The sequence below is a fragment of the Thioalkalivibrio sp. ALE20 genome, from assembly GCF_000381405.1.
In the GTDB taxonomy this organism is placed as follows: Bacteria; Pseudomonadota; Gammaproteobacteria; order Ectothiorhodospirales; family Ectothiorhodospiraceae; genus Thioalkalivibrio.
Window position 1 is genome coordinate 1 of sequence record NZ_KB906481.1, and the last position, 19438, is coordinate 19438.

General features: G+C 59.5%; 14 protein-coding genes. 1 reads left to right on the plus strand and 13 read right to left on the minus strand.

Annotated elements, in window-relative coordinates; translation table 11 throughout:
- Positions 1-100: 100 nt before the first annotated feature.
- A protein-coding gene (locus F790_RS0112160) for an IS3 family transposase (RefSeq protein WP_369773037.1) occupies positions 101-1362 on the plus strand; the annotation gives its coding sequence in 2 pieces (ribosomal slippage) (positions 101-403 and positions 406-1362; 1260 coding nt in all).
- A 686-nt stretch (positions 1363-2048) separates the two neighbouring features.
- Here the strand turns inward: F790_RS0112160 and F790_RS0112165 are convergent.
- From F790_RS0112165 to F790_RS0112225, 13 genes are all read right to left on the minus strand, one after another.
- Positions 2049-3557, minus strand: a complete 1509-nt coding sequence (locus F790_RS0112165) for a glycosyltransferase (protein WP_019591822.1) — start codon at positions 3555-3557, stop codon at positions 2049-2051.
- Between the two features lie 91 nt (positions 3558-3648).
- Entirely contained in the window at positions 3649-4197 is a 549-nt protein-coding gene (gene rfbC / locus F790_RS0112170; RefSeq protein ID WP_026332950.1) for a dTDP-4-dehydrorhamnose 3,5-epimerase, read from the minus strand.
- 53 nt (positions 4198-4250) lie between these two features.
- Positions 4251-5135: a glucose-1-phosphate thymidylyltransferase RfbA gene (gene rfbA, locus F790_RS0112175; protein WP_026332951.1), complete on the minus strand. Its 885-nt coding sequence runs from the start codon at positions 5133-5135 to the stop codon at positions 4251-4253.
- Between the two features lie 28 nt (positions 5136-5163).
- Positions 5164-6153 (minus strand): class I SAM-dependent methyltransferase, encoded by a 990-nt coding sequence (locus F790_RS0112180; protein WP_019591825.1) that lies wholly within the window; start codon positions 6151-6153, stop codon positions 5164-5166.
- 42 nt (positions 6154-6195) lie between these two features.
- The gene (rfbD, locus tag F790_RS0112185; protein ID WP_019591826.1) at positions 6196-7125 is read right to left on the minus strand and encodes a dTDP-4-dehydrorhamnose reductase; all 930 of its coding nucleotides are present in this window, start codon (positions 7123-7125) and stop codon (positions 6196-6198) included.
- Positions 7088-8197, minus strand: coding sequence for a dTDP-glucose 4,6-dehydratase (rfbB, locus tag F790_RS0112190; protein WP_019591827.1), 1110 nt, complete (start codon positions 8195-8197; stop codon positions 7088-7090). The genes rfbD and rfbB overlap by 38 nt, the downstream gene beginning before the upstream one ends.
- A gap of 201 nt (positions 8198-8398) precedes the next feature.
- Complete coding sequence (locus F790_RS14315; RefSeq protein ID WP_156824335.1) at positions 8399-9298, minus strand: hypothetical protein; 900 nt, start codon at positions 9296-9298, stop codon at positions 8399-8401.
- A gap of 287 nt (positions 9299-9585) precedes the next feature.
- The gene (locus tag F790_RS14320; protein WP_156824336.1) at positions 9586-13803 is read right to left on the minus strand and encodes a class I SAM-dependent methyltransferase; all 4218 of its coding nucleotides are present in this window, start codon (positions 13801-13803) and stop codon (positions 9586-9588) included.
- A 118-nt stretch (positions 13804-13921) separates the two neighbouring features.
- Positions 13922-14854 (minus strand): glycosyltransferase family 2 protein, encoded by a 933-nt coding sequence (locus F790_RS0112205; protein WP_019591831.1) that lies wholly within the window; start codon positions 14852-14854, stop codon positions 13922-13924.
- A complete protein-coding gene (locus F790_RS0112210) occupies positions 14851-16551 on the minus strand; it encodes a phosphotransferase (RefSeq protein ID WP_019591832.1) in 1701 nt (566 codons plus the stop codon). Before F790_RS0112210 ends, F790_RS0112205 begins: the two co-directional genes overlap by 4 nt.
- 563 nt (positions 16552-17114) lie before the next feature.
- On the minus strand, positions 17115-17516 hold the full coding sequence (locus tag F790_RS0112215) for a PIN domain-containing protein (RefSeq protein WP_019570989.1): 402 nt from the start codon (positions 17514-17516) through the stop codon (positions 17115-17117).
- The gene (locus F790_RS0112220; protein WP_019591833.1) at positions 17513-17758 is read right to left on the minus strand and encodes a DUF6364 family protein; all 246 of its coding nucleotides are present in this window, start codon (positions 17756-17758) and stop codon (positions 17513-17515) included. Before F790_RS0112220 ends, F790_RS0112215 begins: the two co-directional genes overlap by 4 nt.
- 344 nt (positions 17759-18102) lie before the next feature.
- Positions 18103-19269, minus strand: coding sequence for a nucleotide sugar dehydrogenase (locus tag F790_RS0112225; protein ID WP_019591834.1), 1167 nt, complete (start codon positions 19267-19269; stop codon positions 18103-18105).
- Positions 19270-19438 lie beyond the last annotated feature (169 nt).

Below are 19438 nucleotides of genomic sequence, written 5' to 3' on the forward strand. Positions count from 1 at the left end.
TCCTCCGCACCCCGTTTGGCCTGGACACCTCCCCCGGGGGTATAGTCAGGGCGCCCTGAGCCTTTGACTGCCCCCACCTGGACCAAGACGGAGGTGTCAGATGAGCAGCAAGAAGGCCAAGAGCAACCAGAACAACGGCAAGCGGGATAAGGGCCGGTTCTCCTCCAAGCGCAAGACGGAGGTGGTCCTGCGCCTGCTGCGCGGGGAGGACCTCGAGGCCCTGAGCCGGGAGTACGGGGTCACGGCGGCTCGGATCAGCCAGTGGCGGGAGGACTTCCTCGCCGCCGGCGAGGCCGGGCTCAAGGGCGGCAGCACGCACGATCCGCGCGATGAGCAGATCCGGGAGCTCCAGGCCAAGGTCGGGGAGCTGACCATGGACCTGGAGGCCTCCCGCGAGGCGGTCAGTCGCCTCAAGGAGGGGCGCCCTTTGGCCCCGGGGAGATCGAGCTCATGAGCCGGGCGTGCTCGGTCTCTCAGCGCCGGCCCTTCGGTGTCGCCCGGCTCTGTCAGGAATGGGGCATCCCCCGCTCGACGTTCTATGCCCGCCGTCACAGCGGCGCACAGCGCGCTGCACCGGCTCATCGCAAGCGGAGGCCGGGTCCCCGGCCGAGGCTGAGCGACGAGCAGCTGCACCAGGAGATCCGGGCGGTCATCGAGGGCAGCGAGTTCACCGGCGAGGGCCACCGCAAGGTCTGGGCCAGGCTGCGCCAGCTGCAAGGGATCTACACCTCCCGCAAGCGGGTTCTGCGGGTGATGCGCGAGCACGGGCTGCTCGCCCCGTACCGGGCCCGGCGCAACCTCGGCCCCGATGTGCACGACGGCACCATCATCACGGAGGCGCCGAACCGGATGTGGGCGACCGATGCCACCGCGACGTTCCTGCCGGAGTGCGGGCAGGTGACGGTCTTCGCCGTCGTGGACCACTACAACGCCGAGTGCCTGGGGATCCACGCGGCCCGCCCTGGGACCCGCTTCGAGGCGCTGGAGCCGCTGCGCCAGGCAGTGCGAAGGATCTTCGGGGGATTTCACCAGGGTATCGCTGCCGGCTTGGCCCTGCGCCACGACCATGGCAGCCAATACCTGAGCGATGTCTTCCAGCAGGAGTTGCGCTTCCTCGGCCTCGAGTCCTCGCCGGCGTTCGTCTACGCCCCGGAGGGCAACGGCGTCATCGAGAGGTTCTTCCGCACCCTCAAGGAGCAGCTGCTCTGGTGCCATGGGGCCCGCAACGTGGCGGAGCTCAACGAGGCCCTGCAGCGCTGGAAAGAGCAATATAACCAAGGTTGGCTGCTGGAGCGCCATGGGTTCCGGTCGCCGGCGCAGGTCCGTGCCGACTACCTTGAAACTATGCCGGTGGCGGCATGATCATGCTTACGGAGTGTCCAGGCATCCGGGTGCGGTACACGCGAAAAGATTCCAATCCGTCATAAATCGACCTATGTAGCACGGAGAGGGCCCCTGTCCTCCGCTCAATGCGAACCGAACTCCCCGGGGGAAGAAGAACAACCTCATTAAAAACCGTTCTCATAGAAAACGGTTGTGCAGCCCAGTGATTGCCGTCTTTAATCGTAAAAGAGAGAAGCGAGGGCGGACGAGGGGTGAGCTCATACCCCTTCAATCTAACTTTTTTCGCAAGATGGTATAGCGAATTTGAGACGGCCCAGGAGCCAGCTGCCCGATACAAGTAGAGAAGCTCCTGGCCCGTCGCGTCAGTCGACGCCTCCAAGTATTCCCCACGATCCAGGAGCGCCAAGAATGCACCATCTAAAGGGTCGAGTTTACCGGAGTGATCACGCCGGTACTCTTGGAGCCCAGCGTCACCGAAAACGATATGATCCCGTGTTTGAAAGTACCCGATTAGCCTCTCTCGAGCACTGTCGATTGAATGCGAGTCGATGTAGAAAAGGGTATCAGGATGCATCAGCTTGCCTTAGTAGATCACATATAGTTCGGGATCCACTCTACTCAGGCCTCCGAATCGGTATCTTCACCCGAGTTTTCGTGGTTTCAGATCGCCGTGTCAATGTACCGAAACCGCGCGGGCAGTCGAGTCAACTTCGCGACAGCCACCTATCCAGCCTCCCCCTCAACGTTCGTTTCTTCAGTTTCTGGTACCGTCGTTCGGATTCGTTAAGCTTACGCGAGAGCGCTTCCATCTCCTGAACACTTCGGCTGGCCGACGCGCGCCCCAGTATCGTGCCATAAGAGCCATCAGAGAGAGTCTCGAGTCCTGCCCAGCCCAATGCGTCCACGAAGGCACGTTCGTTCCCGCCAGCGGGAGAAACCCCCAGTACGCCCAGGATCGACATCGAACGGGCGAGGCCCTGAGCCGCCACCAATCGCTCAGCTGGGGAAACATTCAGGAGGGTGTCCGTTTGCTCAATCCAGACCAAATCGAAACCGGCCCCTTCCAGTTGCGAGGCCTGGCCATCCAGGGCGACCTGCCAAGGGCCATCGCCAAACCCCGCGCTCACATGAGCCACATCGTCATTCGCGGTCACCGCCCGCAAGGTCCGCTGCGTTGGATTCACCAGGACTACCTTCTTCCTCCGCCCGGATCGCTTCAGATCACTCTGCCGAAGCAGCTCATCAAAGAAGGCACGCGCCTCCCCCAAGTCTGGCGTATCGCTTTCGGCTCCAGGTTCCGCGCCCTTGGGCTCCAGGCGATCGAATGCACGCAGAATCTGCTCAGCACGGGCCGAAAACGAGTAATCAGTCCCGTGCTCATCCCACCATGAGCGGACTTTCGAGAGTACAGAAGCGTAGGAGTCGTCCAGCTCCTTCAACGCACTCTGGAACTCGTCTGCGTTGTTCGCATAAAGCGCAGCATCCCCAATAACCGACCGCAATTCCGCAAAGCTGTCAGTGACCACAGGAACACCGCAGGCCATGCAGTCGAACACCCGGTTGTTGATGATGCCGAAATGGCGCATATCCGCCCAATGGTCGTTCAGGCTCGCTTTCGCGGCCTGATAGACCTCCGGCAACTCGCTGTTCCGAACATGCTCCCGGTATACCAGGTCAGCCAGCCCGAACTGATCCCAGTGCCCACCAATGAGTCTTGGCGGCCGGCCAGCCGCCAACGACCACTGCAGCATGTCTCTGCGCACCCCACGGCTGTTTGCCACGAAGACCACGCCTTCTCGGCGCTTCGCGTCCTCTTCCACAGTACACCCGGGCGGTGCAAACAGAGACACATCCGTACATTGACGCATGACCTCCAACGGGGTGGAGGTCAACGGGGCGAATGTCGAATACAGCTTCTCCGACGCAACAAAGGCAACGGAATAACGATTCAACTCTTCTAACGAGACGGTCGCCGGATGACTGATCACCCAGAGCATCGAGACCTTATCCCTGGGGGGCACATACAACCGCTTGCCACGGAGCACCAGGATGGCGTCCTCGCCATCATCCCGATCCCAGTCCGGCCAGAAGTGCTGCACCACTTCAATGCCCAGCTCCTCAAGCGCACGCTGTAGCGACCCGCCAAAGGAGTAGTCACCCCAGAACGTCTGCCTCGAGCCTTCCGGAGCCGGATTCTTGATCGCCAGCTTCATACGTTCCGGCAGCCGCTAACCGCCACGGCACAATCCGACCCCGGGACAGCCTTTCCCGGCCACGCTCCCTTGACAGCTACATAACCGAGGCTCACGAAAACACATCCGCCTCAGAAAGGCGCACACCTTCGCGATCCTTCGCCGAAAGTACCGGTTCGCCGTCAACAGGCCACTCGATGCCGATCTCCGGATCGTCCCAGGCAATGCATCGTTCCAGTTCCCGGGCGTAGTAACCGGAGGTCTTGTACAGAAAGTCAGCCGACTCGCTCAGCGTGACAAAGCCGTGCGCGAAACCTTCGGGTATCCACAGCTGGCACTTGTTCTCTGCCGACAACCGGGCACCCACCCAGCGACCGAACGTGGGCGAAGAACGGCGGATGTCCACCGCCACATCAAACACCTCTCCATTCACCACGCGCACCAGCTTCCCTTGTGGGCAAGGGGGTAGCTGGTAATGCAAGCCCCGCAACACCCCGCGCTGAGAGCGCGAGTGGTTGTCCTGGACGAACGTCGGAGCCAGGCCGGTAGCGTCCTCGAACGTAAGGGCGTTGAAGCTCTCAAAAAAGAAGCCGCGCTCGTCGCCAAAGACACGCGGCTCGAAAAGAACCACATCCGGAATCGCCAGGCGCTGTGCCTCCACGGTACCTCCCAAAGCCATTTACTAGAAACAAACAGAGCAGACGGCAACCCCGATCACGCCACCTGTTCTCGCAATACCCGCAGCAGATACTGGCCATACCCATTCTTCGCCAGCGGAGCCGCCAGCCGTTCCAGCTGCTCCGCATCAATCCACCCCTTCCGGTACGCGACCTCTTCAGGGCACGCCACCTTCAACCCCTGTCGCCGCTCCAGCGTTGCAATAAAGTGCGAGGCCTCCAGGAGACTGTCGTGCGTGCCGGTATCCAGCCAGGCGTACCCGCGCCCCATCAGCTCAACGCTCAACGTGCCTTCCGCGAGATACATCTGATTGAGGTCGGTAATCTCCAGCTCCCCACGTGGCGATGCCTGAATCCGCCGCGCACGCTCCACCACCTGCTCGTCGTAGAAATACAGCCCGGTAACCGCATAAGCCGACTTCGGGTTCGCCGGCTTTTCCTCTAGCGACAGCACCGTGCCATCGGCATCGAACTCCACCACACCATAGCGCTCCGGGTCGTGCACGTGATAGGCAAACACGCTCGCACCCTCCTGCCGCCCGGCCGCACGCTCCAGCAACGGCTGGAAATCGTGGCCATAAAAGATGTTGTCGCCGAGAATCAGCGCCGCCAGGTCGTCACCCAGAAAGTCAGCACCAACCAAGAAGGCCTGGGCCAGCCCATCCGGACTCGGCTGCACCGCATACTGAAGCTCGATCCCCCACTGACTGCCATCACCGAGCATCTGCTCGAAACGGGGCGTATCCTCAGGCGTGGAGATGATCAGGATCTCCCGGATCCCGGCCAGCAGCAGCGTACAAAGCGGGTAGTAGATCATCGGCTTGTCGTACACCGGCAACAGCTGCTTCGAGACAGCCAATGTCGCCGGATGAAGCCTTGTCCCGGCGCCACCGGCCAGAATAATACCTTTCCGCCGCTTCATGACTGCCCTCTCTTCGCGACCGCCATCACTACCCCCTCCGCATGCCGGTACGCACCCGCCTTACCGATCGCCAAAACAGCCGAAACGGGCCGGTGAGGCGCCAGCTCCTCGACGCGCGAATCGACGCCACGCGCGCTTTCTCCGCCACAAGCTTGTCCTTAGTCACCCTGTGCCTCTCTTTTTCCTTGCGCAGCCGAGCCTTCCGCCCGTCCATATCACTCAAAGGCGCAGGATCCTCCGCCTCCAAGTCATTCTGAACCCTCTCAACGCAGTTCATGTCGTCAACTCCGTCGGACGATGCTCGCTCAGAAACCACAGCAGACCGAGATTCTTGCTTCCGAAACGGCGATACCGTCGCTTCGCCCGTTTTCAGATGAAACGGCTTTTCAACTGGGCGCTTCTCGATTACGAGTATACTGTCATAGTAGTGCAACGAATGTGTCGACCTGGTGAAATCGGTAACGCTAAGCCTAGTTTCATCTTCCGAATGCCAGGCGTGCAAAAGGTCAACGAAGTTCTTGCTGTATTCGACGAACGTCCCGGCTCGTCCGTATCCTCCACCCCACTTCCGCCAATAGGACGTATGGAGGTCTTCGCACAGATACACGCCATTAGAGTCAATCGCGGGAAAGAGCGCCTCAAAGGTATTGATCTGCTGTGCCATGGTGTGGCCGCCGTCGTCGATCAATATATCAATTCTAGGGATTCGTTCCTTGACCGAATCAAGAAACCGCCGGTCCTCTTGATCACCGATAAGGATCTCCACCTGATCCTCTTCGAGCGCCTTGCAGTTCGGATTTACATCGATGCCGAATATTTTTGCCTTCGGTCCAAAATACTTTTTCCACATCTGCAGGGAACCGCCCTGCGAGACACCAAACTCAACAACATGGACATCCGTCCCGCGAAACCCAGAGAAATGCCGATCATAGATCTCGAAATAATGCCGCCACTTGTGGATCAGGCGCCCGGTGTTCTCGAAAAACAACCTTTCCAGGTCGTTTTTGTACTCTTCCATGGCACTCGCCTTCACAATTGTACTTATCCTATCCGACCTGCTCTACAACCGCGGCTGAACGACCTGCTCCACGACCCGCGTCACTCCCACATCCCAGTCGGGAAGCAGCAGGCCAAACGTCGCCTCCAACTTTCGGCAGTCCAGACGCGAGTTGGCGGGCCTTGCCGCGGGCGTAGGCCACTCACTCGACGTAATCGCGTGGACCGAACGAGTCTTGATGGGCCAACCAAGCGTCTTTGCGTGTTCGATCAGGAGTTCAGCGTGGGCATGCCAGGAGGTCGCTCCCCTGGGGGCCAGGTGAAAGATCTCGGCGCGACGCTCCATGCGTCCGTTCAAGGCGTCCCGTAGCGCATGGGCGGTCACGTCCGCGATCAGATGCGCCGGTGTTGGTGCGCCCATCTGGTCGGCTACCACTTTCAGCTCCGGGTGCTCCCGGCTCGCCTTGAGCATCGTCTTCAGGAAGTTGTGCCCATGTACCCCAAATACCCACGAGGTCCGAAAAATCAGCGCAGCGGCGCCGCTGGCGATGATTGCCTGCTCGCCTTCCAGCTTGGTGGCTCCGTAGACCGACTTGGGCCCAACCGGGGCCTCTTCCCGCCAGGGCCGCTCGCCGCTACCGTCAAATACATAATCGGTCGAGTAGTGGATGAGCCACGCGCCGAGCGCCTTCGCCTCCTCGGCGAGAATCCGCGGGGCCTGTGCGTTGATCGCCGCGGCAACGTCCGGTTCGCTCTCCGCCTGGTCAACGGCGGTATACGCGGCCGCGTTGACAATCGCCGCCGGGCGGATCTCCCGCACCCGATTTCGAAGCGCCTCCGGATCGGCGAGATCGCACCGAGTTCGGTTCAGCAACACCAGTCGCCCGAGCGGAGACAAGGTACGCTGTAACTCCCAGCCCACCTGCCCATTGGGGCCGGTCACCAGAATGGCCTGTTCAGTCATGGTGTGCCCCGTCCACCGCTTGCTCGCCATAGTGCTTTTCGACCCACTCCCGGTAGGCCCCGCTGGTCACGCGCCCAACCCAGTCACCATTATCCAGATACCACTGCACCGTCTTTCTCAACCCAGTCTCGAAGGTTTCGCTGGGTACCCAGCCGAGCTCACGCTCAATCTTGCTCGCGTCGATAGCGTACCGAAGATCATGGCCCGGCCGGTCCGCCACGAAGGTGATCAGGTCACGATACTGCTTCACCCCTTCTGGCTTGTCCGGCGCCAGCTCCTCAAGCAGCTCGCAGATACGCTCCACCACCTCGAGGTTCGTCACCTCGTTATGACCGCCAATGTTATAGGTCTCCCCCACTTCCCCTTCAGTGGCCACCTTGATCAGTGCGCGGGCATGGTCCTCCACATACAACCAATCGCGCACCTGATGCCCGTTGCCATACACCGGCAGCGGCTTGCCCGCCCGCGCGTTGAGAATCATCAGTGGAACGAGTTTCTCGGGAAAGTGATACGGCCCGTAGTTGTTACTGCAGTTCGTGATCACCGTCGGCCACCCGTAAGTTCGCTGCCAGGCGCGCACCAGATGGTCGGAGCTGGCCTTACTCGCCGAATAGGGGGAACTAGGTGCGTAGGGCGTCGTCTCTATAAACAGGTCCTCCGCCCCTTGCAGGTCACCATAGACCTCGTCTGTCGAGACATGATGAAAGCGGAAGCCTCCAGCTTTCCTCGGGTCAGACTCCCACAAAGCCTTCCAATACGCCCGTGCCACCTCGAGCAGCGTATAGGTTCCAACGATATTCGTCTCGATGAACGGGGCAGGCCCAGCGATGGACCGATCGACGTGACTCTCTGCCGCCAAGTGCATCACGACGTCAGGGCCAAATCTTCGAAACACCTCCTGCACCGTCGCGGCATCACAGATATCCGCGTGAACGAACGTATAACGTGAATCCGACGCGATAGCCTTCAACGAATCCGGATTGCCTGCATACGTCAGCTTGTCGACATTGACGACGTCGCACCTCATGCCACTAACCAGCTCTCGAATCACCGACGACCCAATAAACCCCGCTCCCCCCGTTACTAGCCACCTGCTTCCCATAAAACGCCCTTTCCTAAGACTCTAACGCTGCAAGCCAACGACAACCCGTTTCACACACTCTTGCGCTCACCAAGATACCCACTGAAAAACCGGCCGAACACCCAACACGCTAAAACCGCAAAGCCTTCAAGTTTTCACCCGAGCACTACCAACCCACTAACAAGACCCAGACAACTGCCAACCTCGGCCATCCGACGCCCCCTAGAATAACCGCCTCAAACAAGCTCGTCCTTTCTGCATGCTAACTAGAAAATCGATATATCGTTGCAGGGCCTCTTTCTCTTCCTCTCGACTCAGATCGCCTAGCCCTCCCCTGCGCAACTCCCGATACAAGCCATAATAGCACGCTACCGCCCTCACCCAACCATCAGAAACATCAAAGTAACGCACATAGCTTTCTACCAAGGCGTCAAAAAAGTCACGATCAGATTGCGAACCGCGCATCCACCGTCTGAAAAAATGGTGCAAATCGGCACCCATCATGTTCTGCCTAACCATCCCGTAATCTATTAGCTTCACTCTTTCCGCACTCCCCCTCACCCATAAGTTATGAAAGTGCAAATCGTTATGCGAGAAACAAATTCTATCAACGCTGGCACGCCTAAACAATTTTTCTTCCGACCGAGCAAGCGCTTTAACCACGCTGTCGCTCACCCGCAGTCCAGTTTTATAAATCAGGCGAACCAAGGACACTCTTTTACACACGCTCGCTGGGGACTTATGCTCCAGGTTAGACCCCGCATATTTAGCAAACCTAGCTAAACCATGACAGATCTCATCCGATAAAACGCGAAATTCGTCATGCGCCCTTTCTCGATTGATATCTGGCAGCTCATAGCCCCCTGCTCCTGGCAGATACTCCATGTAGATTTCGCCCACGCCATCCGGACCCTTCCTTACTCCAAGGATAGACAAAAACGGGTCAGACGAAACCCGATCACGATGCAATGCCCCGCACAATGCAAATTCACTTGACTCCACACAAACTCTTTTCTCAACAAATTTGAAGCAAGGCGAATCGCCATCCTGCACCCGACCCTCAAACAACCCTTTGTTCGCCGTGCCTTTTTTAAGTCGATTCACCACCACATTCTTGCTCACCAAGCCATGCTCCCAGCCATTTCTGAATCCGCTAACCGTGGTCAAATAAACGTTCTCCGCAGCATCCCGATCACAAACGTGTTTACAGAAACACGCAAATACCGAAGGCCAAACATCGATACCGCTTAACCACTCATTTAGGACTAACGCGTAGAGCCACGCGAAGTTCGCTCAATGTCGACATACGTCAACCTTACTTCCGCCCCCTAATCTACCGATCATTCGACTTGAAAGTGGATAACGGCTCCCTTTCAATCCTGTGCCCGGAGAAACTGCTACCCTTCCAATTAAACGACGCTCCGCCCCACCGACTGCACCTCCGCTAGTAGAGTCTTAAGCCGTGGCGCGACCGCGTCGAGGGTATAGGTGGACAAACACTCGTGGCTGGCTCTTCGTGCCAGATACCTAACCGCATCTCTGTTCTCAATCAGCTTGACAAGTGCTATTTCCCATTCATCACAGTCATTCTTCACGACTACGCAATTCTCTCCGTTGCGCGCAACTTCGCGGTATGCTGGTACGTCAGAGACGACGATCGCAGCATTCATCGCCGCGCATTCAAGAAACTTAATGTAGGACTTTGACCTATTGAAGCTATCGTCCAGCAATGGAATTACAGCGATATCCCAATCGACTTTCTGCCTAAGCCACTTTACGAATTCCGGATATTCGTTTTCTTTAGGAAGGCCTATTCGACTCCCGAACAGAACTTGTGAGTCCTCAAAGGCTCCAACCACCTCAACGCAAACTTGCGAGCCGTACTTTTCTTCGATACGCCTTATCGCGGGCGCGATCAACTCAAGGTCACGATAATGCGTGGGTGTCCCGACATACCCGATCTTGACCGGCCTGTTCTCGCGCGTGTCATTGTCTGCCATGTTTCGTCTATCGGCTTCATGGAGCCCCCATAACTTCACGTCGATGCCGTTAGGCACGACAACAACGCTCTCATTGAACGCTCCCAGTTTTCGCGCCAAGGCGTCGCTTGAGGCAATCACCGTATGCGCAGAGGACGCCAAAAGAGAGACCTTCGCTATTGTTTCTGCGCACCCGATCCCTGATTTTCCTAGGCGGACCAGCGTCTGCAGATCGAGCAAATCATCATCGATGTCATGAACCAAGGTCATGCCAACCTTTTTGGCCTTGGATATCCATTCTTGCAGCGCCGTTAACTGGATGCCCGGTGCGTCCCGCTGCAGCACCGCGATACTATCCGCCTCAAGGTCCGGCAAATTCGTCGCCTCCTTAACTTTAAAATCGTCAAGGATAGAGTCATGAAAGTAAGGAAGTAGCAGACGAATATATGCCGACCCTAGCGGGCGGCCATGTCTATTCCGAGCGGGAACGAGCCAAATACAGGGGCCATTTCCCGATCGTAAGCGGTACAACTGCTCCGCGCTTGCGCGGGCACAAGCCAAGAGACTGTTTTCCTCCATGGACCGAACGGCCCTCTGAACACGGGCACGACCATGTTTGGACGAAAGTGCTTCAGACCCCGCTTTCATTAGGCGAACCCGTTCGGCTCCCATGTAACTTCGCGATTTTCGATGGAAGACGTATGTATTTGTTGCGACCACGAGCCCGAACCCAGCATCGACGGCGCGAAAGCAGAAATCATTTTCCTCCCCGTATCCCCTGGGGAAAGTCACTTCGTCCATCCATCCCACGGCCTCCAAGACCTCGCGCTTCAAGCCAAAACAGAATCCGTGGATCAGCGGCGTGCGAGGAAGCGCATCGACCGTAGACCAGTTTTCACAATAACAATTCATGTCTTCCGGGGTCATACCCGTCGGCAGTTCATTCACGGCAGTCTGGTCGCCTGTACCGCGATACTCCGGTATTGATTGATAACTAGCCGCATTTGACAGTGGCCCCACAATTCCGGCACCAGGCGTCGTGTACACGGCGTCCGCCAGCTTCTCTGCCCATAACGACGTGACAATAGTGTCGCTGTTCAGGAGTATCACGAAAGGCGCTGTCGTGGCGGCCAGACCCTGATTGGCCGCTTTTGTATATCCGACGGCCTTTTCGTTGCGGATACGCGAAACCCAATCCTTTGCCGCGAACGTACGCAAAACATCGGCCGTATCTTCGTCCGAACCATCGTCTACAAGAATGAGCTTCAGCTGCTCATCAATCCTTTCTCTTTCAATCGATTCAAGACATAACTTGACATCCTCAAGCGCATTGTGGACACATACCACTACGTCGATCCGCCGACCTCTTTGCGCGCCCACTCTAGCCTCTTTCGTGTCCGCATCGCTCGATAAAGCGTAGGGGTCCAGAAGAGGGGAGTCTAACTTCGCAACGAGCCTCGAAGCCGGACCCTGCCCAGCGTCATGCTCGACCAACACGAAGTCACGGTGATTCCTCACGCTTTCACCGTTCTTGAGAAGCCTATGCCATTCGACATCCGCTAGCCGAAGAGCGTAGTTTTTGCTTAGCTGATCACGCCGACTATGCCGGTCTATCTGCGACCACCACGTCGAAAAGAACCGTTCACAGGATGCGCGACATCCACCGAGGTTGGCCATCATCAAATTACTTTCAATAAGGTCGTCGTGCTTGAACCCTTCGGACCGGTAAGCCTGAACTTGGCACTCCATGACTGAATAGTCGTCCTTCGCCCGGTGAGCGCACTCGTGAATCTCTTCGTAGATCGATTGTCTCTGGGGGTGCGGAATAGCCCCAATAGCTTTCCCGGAGTCCTTGAAGTCACTCACTAACGGCCAAATATCTCCAAGAATCATTACGTTCGAGTCGATCCAGATGGTGATGTCGTAGTCCGCCAAGAGCCAATGGGGATGGGTTTTCACAAACCGCGCGGTCCGCGTTGCGTCGTCGCTAAAGTAGGTGATCGGACGCACTTGCCATATGCCTGTATCGGGCAATGCGGTGTCCGTGAAGACGATATAGTCGATCCGTTCATCCAACACAGCCGGGAGCTTCAGCGAGTCATAGTTACCGGATATCGCCGTGTAGACCGCAACACGCAGTTCTCCGTCATTGGGTCGACGGATATCGCGGGCCACCTTGGATTCTTTATACTCGACAATCCGCTTTTCGTAGTCTTCTAGGTTCCTAATTCGGCGCGCGACGCTGATAAACAATTTTGCCTGCCAGGATCTTGCATCGTCAGGATAATTCGTCAAAATCGCCTGCCACTGTTGGATCGTATCGTCCCACATCTCCGACTGAAAGGCGGCAGTGGCCTGTTGAATATCTTGTTTTATGGCCTTTCTTCTTTCGTTGTCCGCCCGAGATGGAACGGCCCCGCGAGTGTGAGTACGAGACTCATGCTCACTCAAGTAACCGCCGACCCTCTTGCGGATGGTACCAGGGATACATTTCTTAATTCGAACCGGTACATGGCGAGCGTAGATTGTCCGGAGTGCGCCTGCCGCTCGCGCGGTCTGGCCGGTCATAAGCCACCACACAAACCGCATACTCCTAACAACGTTACGGACGGTCCACCTGATGGCTCGAGATAGGACTCTCATCGGATAGGTAATTCGCCAGCTTGTCGAGTGCTCCATCTCATTCAGGTGGCGTGAGAGCTTGCTGAGTTTCCTTTCGCATTGTTGCAGCTTGGCCGAAGAGCGGGCCAGTTCCGCTTCTCTTTTCTCGAGCTTGACTGAAAGGCCTTTTCGACTTCTTGCCGGCACCTTCAGGTCCTGTTGAGAGGCGACTTCCTTGTCACGGATGTCGGCCTTCTTAGTCCGATGTTGCATTGCTTGCTTCGGGTAGGCCCCCAGCCGGTTGTATGCGTCTCGTATAGCCATAGTTGCTTTTTGGTCCAGCGCAGCGGAAAACAGTGCTCTGAGACCCGGCGAAAGGTCTGATCCATAGCCCAACACTCCCAAGCCGTGACCATGCAGAAACTCGAAGGAAGGAAATTCGACACGGATTTCCTCCCACAGATGGAAGACCCCAAAGTTGCGCTCCCTGACGTTTGTGTCGTGGAAAAGAACCACGGCGCGGTCGGAGAGCTTCGGGAGCCAGCTCTCGAAGTCGTGTTTGACGTCCTCGTAGAAGTGGCGTCCATCGATGTGCAACAAGTCAATGCTGCCGTCGCTGAAGTGCCGAAGTGCGTCATCGAACGATGAGCGCACCATACGGGAGAAGTTGGCATAGTGAGTGTCGTTGTGTGATTTCACACGCTCGTAGACGGACTCATCATAGAATCCAGCATGTTCATCACCTTGCCAGGTATCTACGGCATAACAGCGAGTTTCGGTGCCCAACGTATGGACAGCCTGGCAAAACGCGAAATAGGAGTAGCCACCGTGCGTCCCCAGCTCCACCACCGTACGGGGCCGGTGCGCGTCGATGAGCCAGAAAGCAAAGGGAGCGTGGTCCAGCCAGGCCGAAGACTCCAGGTATTTTGGCCACCAGAACGAAGCCGGCGAGAGGCAGTTACCGAGGAGATCCCCTTCCGGACTGGCGCGATCCTTCGGCGTGGTCAGGCGGTCCGCGCCTACCCTTTTGTCCATGCTGCGTGTCACTCAGTCTCTCCTGGTCTTCTGTCTGGTTGCTTGGTTGCTTGATCGAAATCTGGTCGGGATGCCGCCGTTAAGCCGGGGCTGGGCCGAGGTTGCTGATCTCTGGACGCGGCTTAACCACCTATTTTCGCTCGCGGCATGCCGGACGTATTAGCAGGCGGAACATTTCGCGGAGCTCATGCCCCCAGAGCCGCGACTGGACCGCCAGTGCGATGACCCGGTATCGAAGGCTATATTGTCCTGCCATCGCATATCGGTAGTACAGGTGGAGCGGCGGCATCAGGGTCCGCAGGACCCAATAGCCACGCATACGCTTGGACCCTGAGAGCAGTTGCCCCCCCTTGATACGGCGCGCCTTGGATACCACTTCCCCCCAAGAATGGCGGGCGGGATGCCGTACCACCGCTTCACAGACTAAATGGATGGAATAACCGCTAGCGCACGCACGGCGGCAGAAAGCGGTATCACCTCCCGAATAACGGGTCGCATCAAACCCGCCCACCATCTCCATTACGGATCGGTGTACCAGTAGGTTGGCGGTAGCCGCATAGCCGCGGCTCACATAATGCGCTTGCGGGATCCCGCGAATCAGATCGTAGATTTGGTAGGCATTGGGGCGCGCGGAATCGGTGTACATCTCGACAGTGCCAGCCAGAAGAGCCATTCTCCCCTCCTGCTGGGCTCGGGCGAGCATGGCCTCGAGCCACCGGGGATCGGGTCGACAATCGGCATCGGTGAACGCAAGCCAGTCGCCTGCCGCGGCTTCGATGCCGCCGTTCCGGGCCGCGTAGGATCCCGGCGTTTCGCAGTTCAGAATACGAACGTTCGCGGGGAGGCTTTGCGGGGGCTCGTAATCCGTGGAGCCGTTGTCCACCAGCAGCACTTCAAAGGACTCTTGCGCTAAGGTCTGTGCCCGCAGGCATCTCAGCAGATGCGGAACCAATCCCCAGTGGTTGTAGACGGGCACAATGACCGAGCAGACGGGCCGGGAGGGTTCTTCCGCTGCATCGTTCGAGTGCGCCGTGTTCGCGGGCGTTGAGGGGATCCCCGTCATGGCCGTGGCCCGTTGGTAGCCGAAGGCTCAGTACGCTGCGCGAGCAACCCGACAACGCGGGGCACCAGTTTGAGGGCGCGGCTGAAGCGCTGGCGCTCGAAAAGACGCTCCAACTCGTGGCTCAACGCCGCAAGTACGGGCCCGTTGGAGTTTCCCCCAAGCGCCTGAAGATGTTGGGGCTTGGTCGGCCATCCGGCACCGGCCGGTTCCATCGCCCAGCTTCCCCAATGGAGGAGCGTGGGCACCCCTGCCTCGGTCATTACGATATTGCCCGGCCGAACGTCCCGCGTAGTAATCGCCAGGGGCAATGCGGCGAGTTGGTCGCGCCAGTCCTGCAGGCGAGCGCGCAGCTGACCGAGGGCATTGAGGGATTGTGAATCGTTGGCGGCGATTCGGAGACGCTCCAGTATGCTGTCGTTCAGGCGCTGCCACAACATGGGCCGGGATCGCTGGTAACGGGTCAACAGGGGTTGCGGCAGGGCGACCTGAAGCAGGGTGAGGCGGATCTCTTCGACGCCTTTGGCGGTATCACCCTGCCTGGCCGGGAGCTCTTCAGCTACCTGCAGTACGTGGCAATGGAAGCCACGCACCTGTGTGGCGCCGATCCATTGCGGGCTGGGCAGGCCCTGGGGCGGGTCGGCCAGCAGAGCCGCCTCGTGCAGGGCGTAGGCGGTGCGCTTGGGAGCAAACAGCTTGACGAAGATGCTCGGCTTTCCCGGGGTGCGGCAATGCAGCACGCCCACGTTGGCCACGTCGGTTTGCCACCACTGGATGTCCAGATCCTCGGGAGCGGGTTCGCCGTACATCTCGGCGATGAGCTCGGATACCCATTGCTGGCGGGCTTCCGGCGTCAGGAGCGTCCAGATGGTCTCTTTGTTCGTCTCCTGGGCCTGGCCGGGCATGAAGACGCTGGAATGGAAGAACAATGCATCCAGCTTTGCCTTCTGATCGTGCTGTTTCACGAGCCCGGTCACCAGGCTCGACAGCCGGTTGAACCCCTGGCGGGCGAGCAGCAGCGCGATGATTGCCGGGATCAGGCCGGGCGGATCGAGGAACAGGAAGTCGACCACTAGGTAACCGAACGCCAGCATGAAGCCGATGCCCGCGAGAACGCCCATCCAGCCGTTGAGGTTGTCCTGGATGCGTCTGCGCAGGCCTTCATTCATGGCAAGCGCAGCAAGCAGTAGCGTGCCCACCGCAACAACGTACCCCGCGGCCAGAAGCGCCACGCTTTGGTAGAGCCAGAACAGGATAACCAGCGCCAACAGCAGGAACGCGCTGCCCGCGATCACCTCGGCATGGCGTTTGTAGGCGCGGGCAGCCAGTTCGTCCTGGTTCTCGAACAGGACCATCTTGCGGCTGCGTGCGAGGAGGGTTTTCGACCCTCGCTCGCCGCCGAACTCCACGATGCGTTCGGCCAGCAGATACAGGCCGTAGAACGCGATGGTGGCGGCGCTCAGCGAAACGATCAGCGCGTCGCGGTCGAACTGCTCGAACGCCGGTGGGAAGTAGCGGGGTATGCCGTCCGAACCTAGCAGGATGATGACCTTCAGCGGGAGGAAGAAGGCCAGCAGCATGGAGAGCTGCGACACCAGGGTGAAGAACACCACCCCGCTGGTCGCCGCTGGCGCCGCCCAGAAGAACTTGGCGCCCAGGCGGCTGCTCCATTTCAGGCTGTTGAGGATGGGTCGGATCAAGGGGTTGAACCCTTGGCTACCGTGGTTTCGAGCCCCGTAGGAGCCGAGCCCTCTCGGCGATGGGGCGCCGGCCAGGCCCGATCGGCCAGGGGCTGGCCTCCTGCGTTTGCGGTGGCCGAGCCCTCTCGGCGATGGGGCACCGGCCAGGCCCGATCGGCCAGGGGCTGGCCTCCTGCGTTTGCGGTGGCCGAGCCCTCTCGGCGATGGGGCACCGGCCAGGCCCGATCGGCCAGGGGCTGGCCTCCTGCGTTTGCGGCGGCCGAGCCCTCTCGGCGATGGGGCACCGGCCAGGCCCGATCGGCCAGGGGCTGGCCTCCTGCGTTTGCGGTGGCCGAGCCCCCTCGGCGATGGGGCACCGGCCAGGCCCGATCGGCCAGGGGCTGGCCTCCTACATTTGCGGTGGCCGAGCCCTCTCGGCGGTGGGACGCCGGCCAGGTCCGATCGCGGAGCGTACCACCGTATGGGGTAATCAATTCCATTGCATCATCCATTGTCGTCTCGCCTCCCGCAGGAGGCCAGCCCTCTGGCCGATTTTGGTAGGCAGAAACCCCATACAACGTTGGTTAGCGGAGCAGAAACTCCTGCGGCGTCAGCGCGGGCACAGGCGATCCGGCGAAATCCTTGACGTTGCGCGTGATGATGCAGGCGCAGCCCGTGCGCTCGGCAGTGGCTGCCACCACGGCATCTTCGAAATCCGCCCAACCGAGCGACCGGGCTCGTTCGAGTTCTGTGCGTCCCACCGCGGATACGTGCAAATGCTGGAGCAGCCAGCTCAATGCCCGATCCGCGGACGTGCGATCCGCATACCGTGCGACCAGGTAGTGCACCGTGGTCGCCGCATGTGCGCTGAGGGCACCTGCTTCTTCGCCCTGTAGCACTTGCTCCAGGACTGCCGCCGAAACACGATAGTGCGGCTCGCGCTTTTGCAGAACATCCAGCAGGACGTTCAGATCGAGCATGATCACGATGAATACTTGTCGCGCAGGTGGTCGTGATAGGCCTTCTCGGCATCCACATCAGGGGGGATCAGGCCGGTAATGGCTTCCAGCTCGGCGCTTGGCGTATGCTGCTCGAGCGCTCGGAGGTGGCGCAGATGGCGGTCAATCACCTCGGTCATGCTCATACCGTGTGCCCTGGCATAGGCCTTCGCGAACTCTACATCCTGTTTGGGCAGGCGCACGGTCACCTTGGTGGTTTCCTGTTCCATACGATCACCTCCCGGCATGTATGGCAAATTTGAAGGAATTGTACGGCACGGGTTCATTCACGGCCAGGACGAACCCGAACGCTTGCTCTTTCGCCAAAGATCCCGGCTTGTCGCTTCGCCGCGACCGGGATGATAAAGACGTGGTTTGGCGCCACAGCCCCCGTAGGAGGCCAGCCCCCTGGCCGATGGGGCTTTGTTCGGCTTCCTGTCGCGCAGAGGGCTGCGCTCCTACAGGATGTCCGGGCCCATCGTAGGAGGCCGGCCCTCCGGCCGATTGGGGTTCCGGACGGGCCCGATCGGCCAGGGGGCTGGCCTCCTACAAGGGCGGCGGGCGTGGGAACCGATCAGTCGCTGTTGAAGAGGTCGCGGGTGTAGATCTTGTCGGCCTGGTCGCGGATGTCGTCGGTGATGCGGTTGGCGACGATCACGTCCGCCTCGCGCTTGAACTGTTCGAGGTCGCGGATGACGCGGGAACGGTAGAACTCGTCGTCCGGGAGCTCGGGCTCGTACACGATCACCTCGATGCCCTTGGCCTTGATGCGCTTCATCACGCCCTGGATGGCGGAGGCGCGGAAGTTGTCGGACCCGCTCTTCATCACCAGGCGGTAGATGCCGACCACCTTCGGATCGCGGGCGATCACGGCATCGGCCACGAAGTCCTTGCGCGTGCGGTTGGCGTCGACGATGGCCTTGACGATGTTATTGGGGATCTCGTCGTAGTTGGCCAGCAGCTGCTTGGTGTCCTTGGGCAGGCAGTAGCCGCCGTAGCCGAACGACGGGTTGTTGTAGTGGCTGCCAATGCGCGGGTCCAGGCACACGCCGTCGATGATCTGCCGGGTATCCAGGCCGTGGGTCTCGGCGTAGGTGTCCAGCTCGTTGAAATACGCCACGCGCATGGCAAGGTAGGTGTTGGCGAACAGCTTGATCGCCTCGGCCTCGGTGGAGTTGGTGAACAGCATGGGGATGTCGTCGTCCACGGCGCCTTCGGCCAGCAGGTTGGCAAAGGTTTCGGCGCGATCGGACTGTTCACCGACGATGATCCGCGACGGGTGCAGGTTGTCGTACAGCGCCCGGCCCTCGCGCAGGAACTCGGGCGAGAACACGACGTTGTCGGTCTCCATCTGCGCCTTGATCTCGCGCGTGTAGCCCACGGGCACGGTGGACTTGATCACCATGGTGGCGTGCGGGTTGATGGCCAGCACGTCGCGGATGACGGATTCGACCGAGCGGGTATTGAAGTAGTTGGTCTGCGGGTCGTAGTCGGTGGGCGTGGCGATGATGATGAACTCCGCGCCCTGGTACGCCTGCTGCGGATCCAGGGTCGCGGTCAGGTTCAGGGAGCCGTTGCCCAGGAACTCCTCGATCTCGGCATCGATGATCGGCGATTCGCCCCGGTTGATCTTCTCGACCTTCTCCGGCACCACGTCCAGCGCCACCACCTCGTGGTGCTGCGCCAGCAGCACGGCATTCGACAGGCCCACATAACCGGTTCCGGCCACCGCAATCTTCATTCCGTCATCCTTCCTGATCTTCTTGATTTCCCGACCCGCCGATCGGCCACCCCCCGTAGGAGGCCAGCCCCCTGGCCGATCGGGCCCTGGACACGCCCATCGCGCAGAGGGCTGCGCTCCTACACCGTGGGAGGCCAGCCCCCTGGCCGATCGGGCCCGGGACACGCCC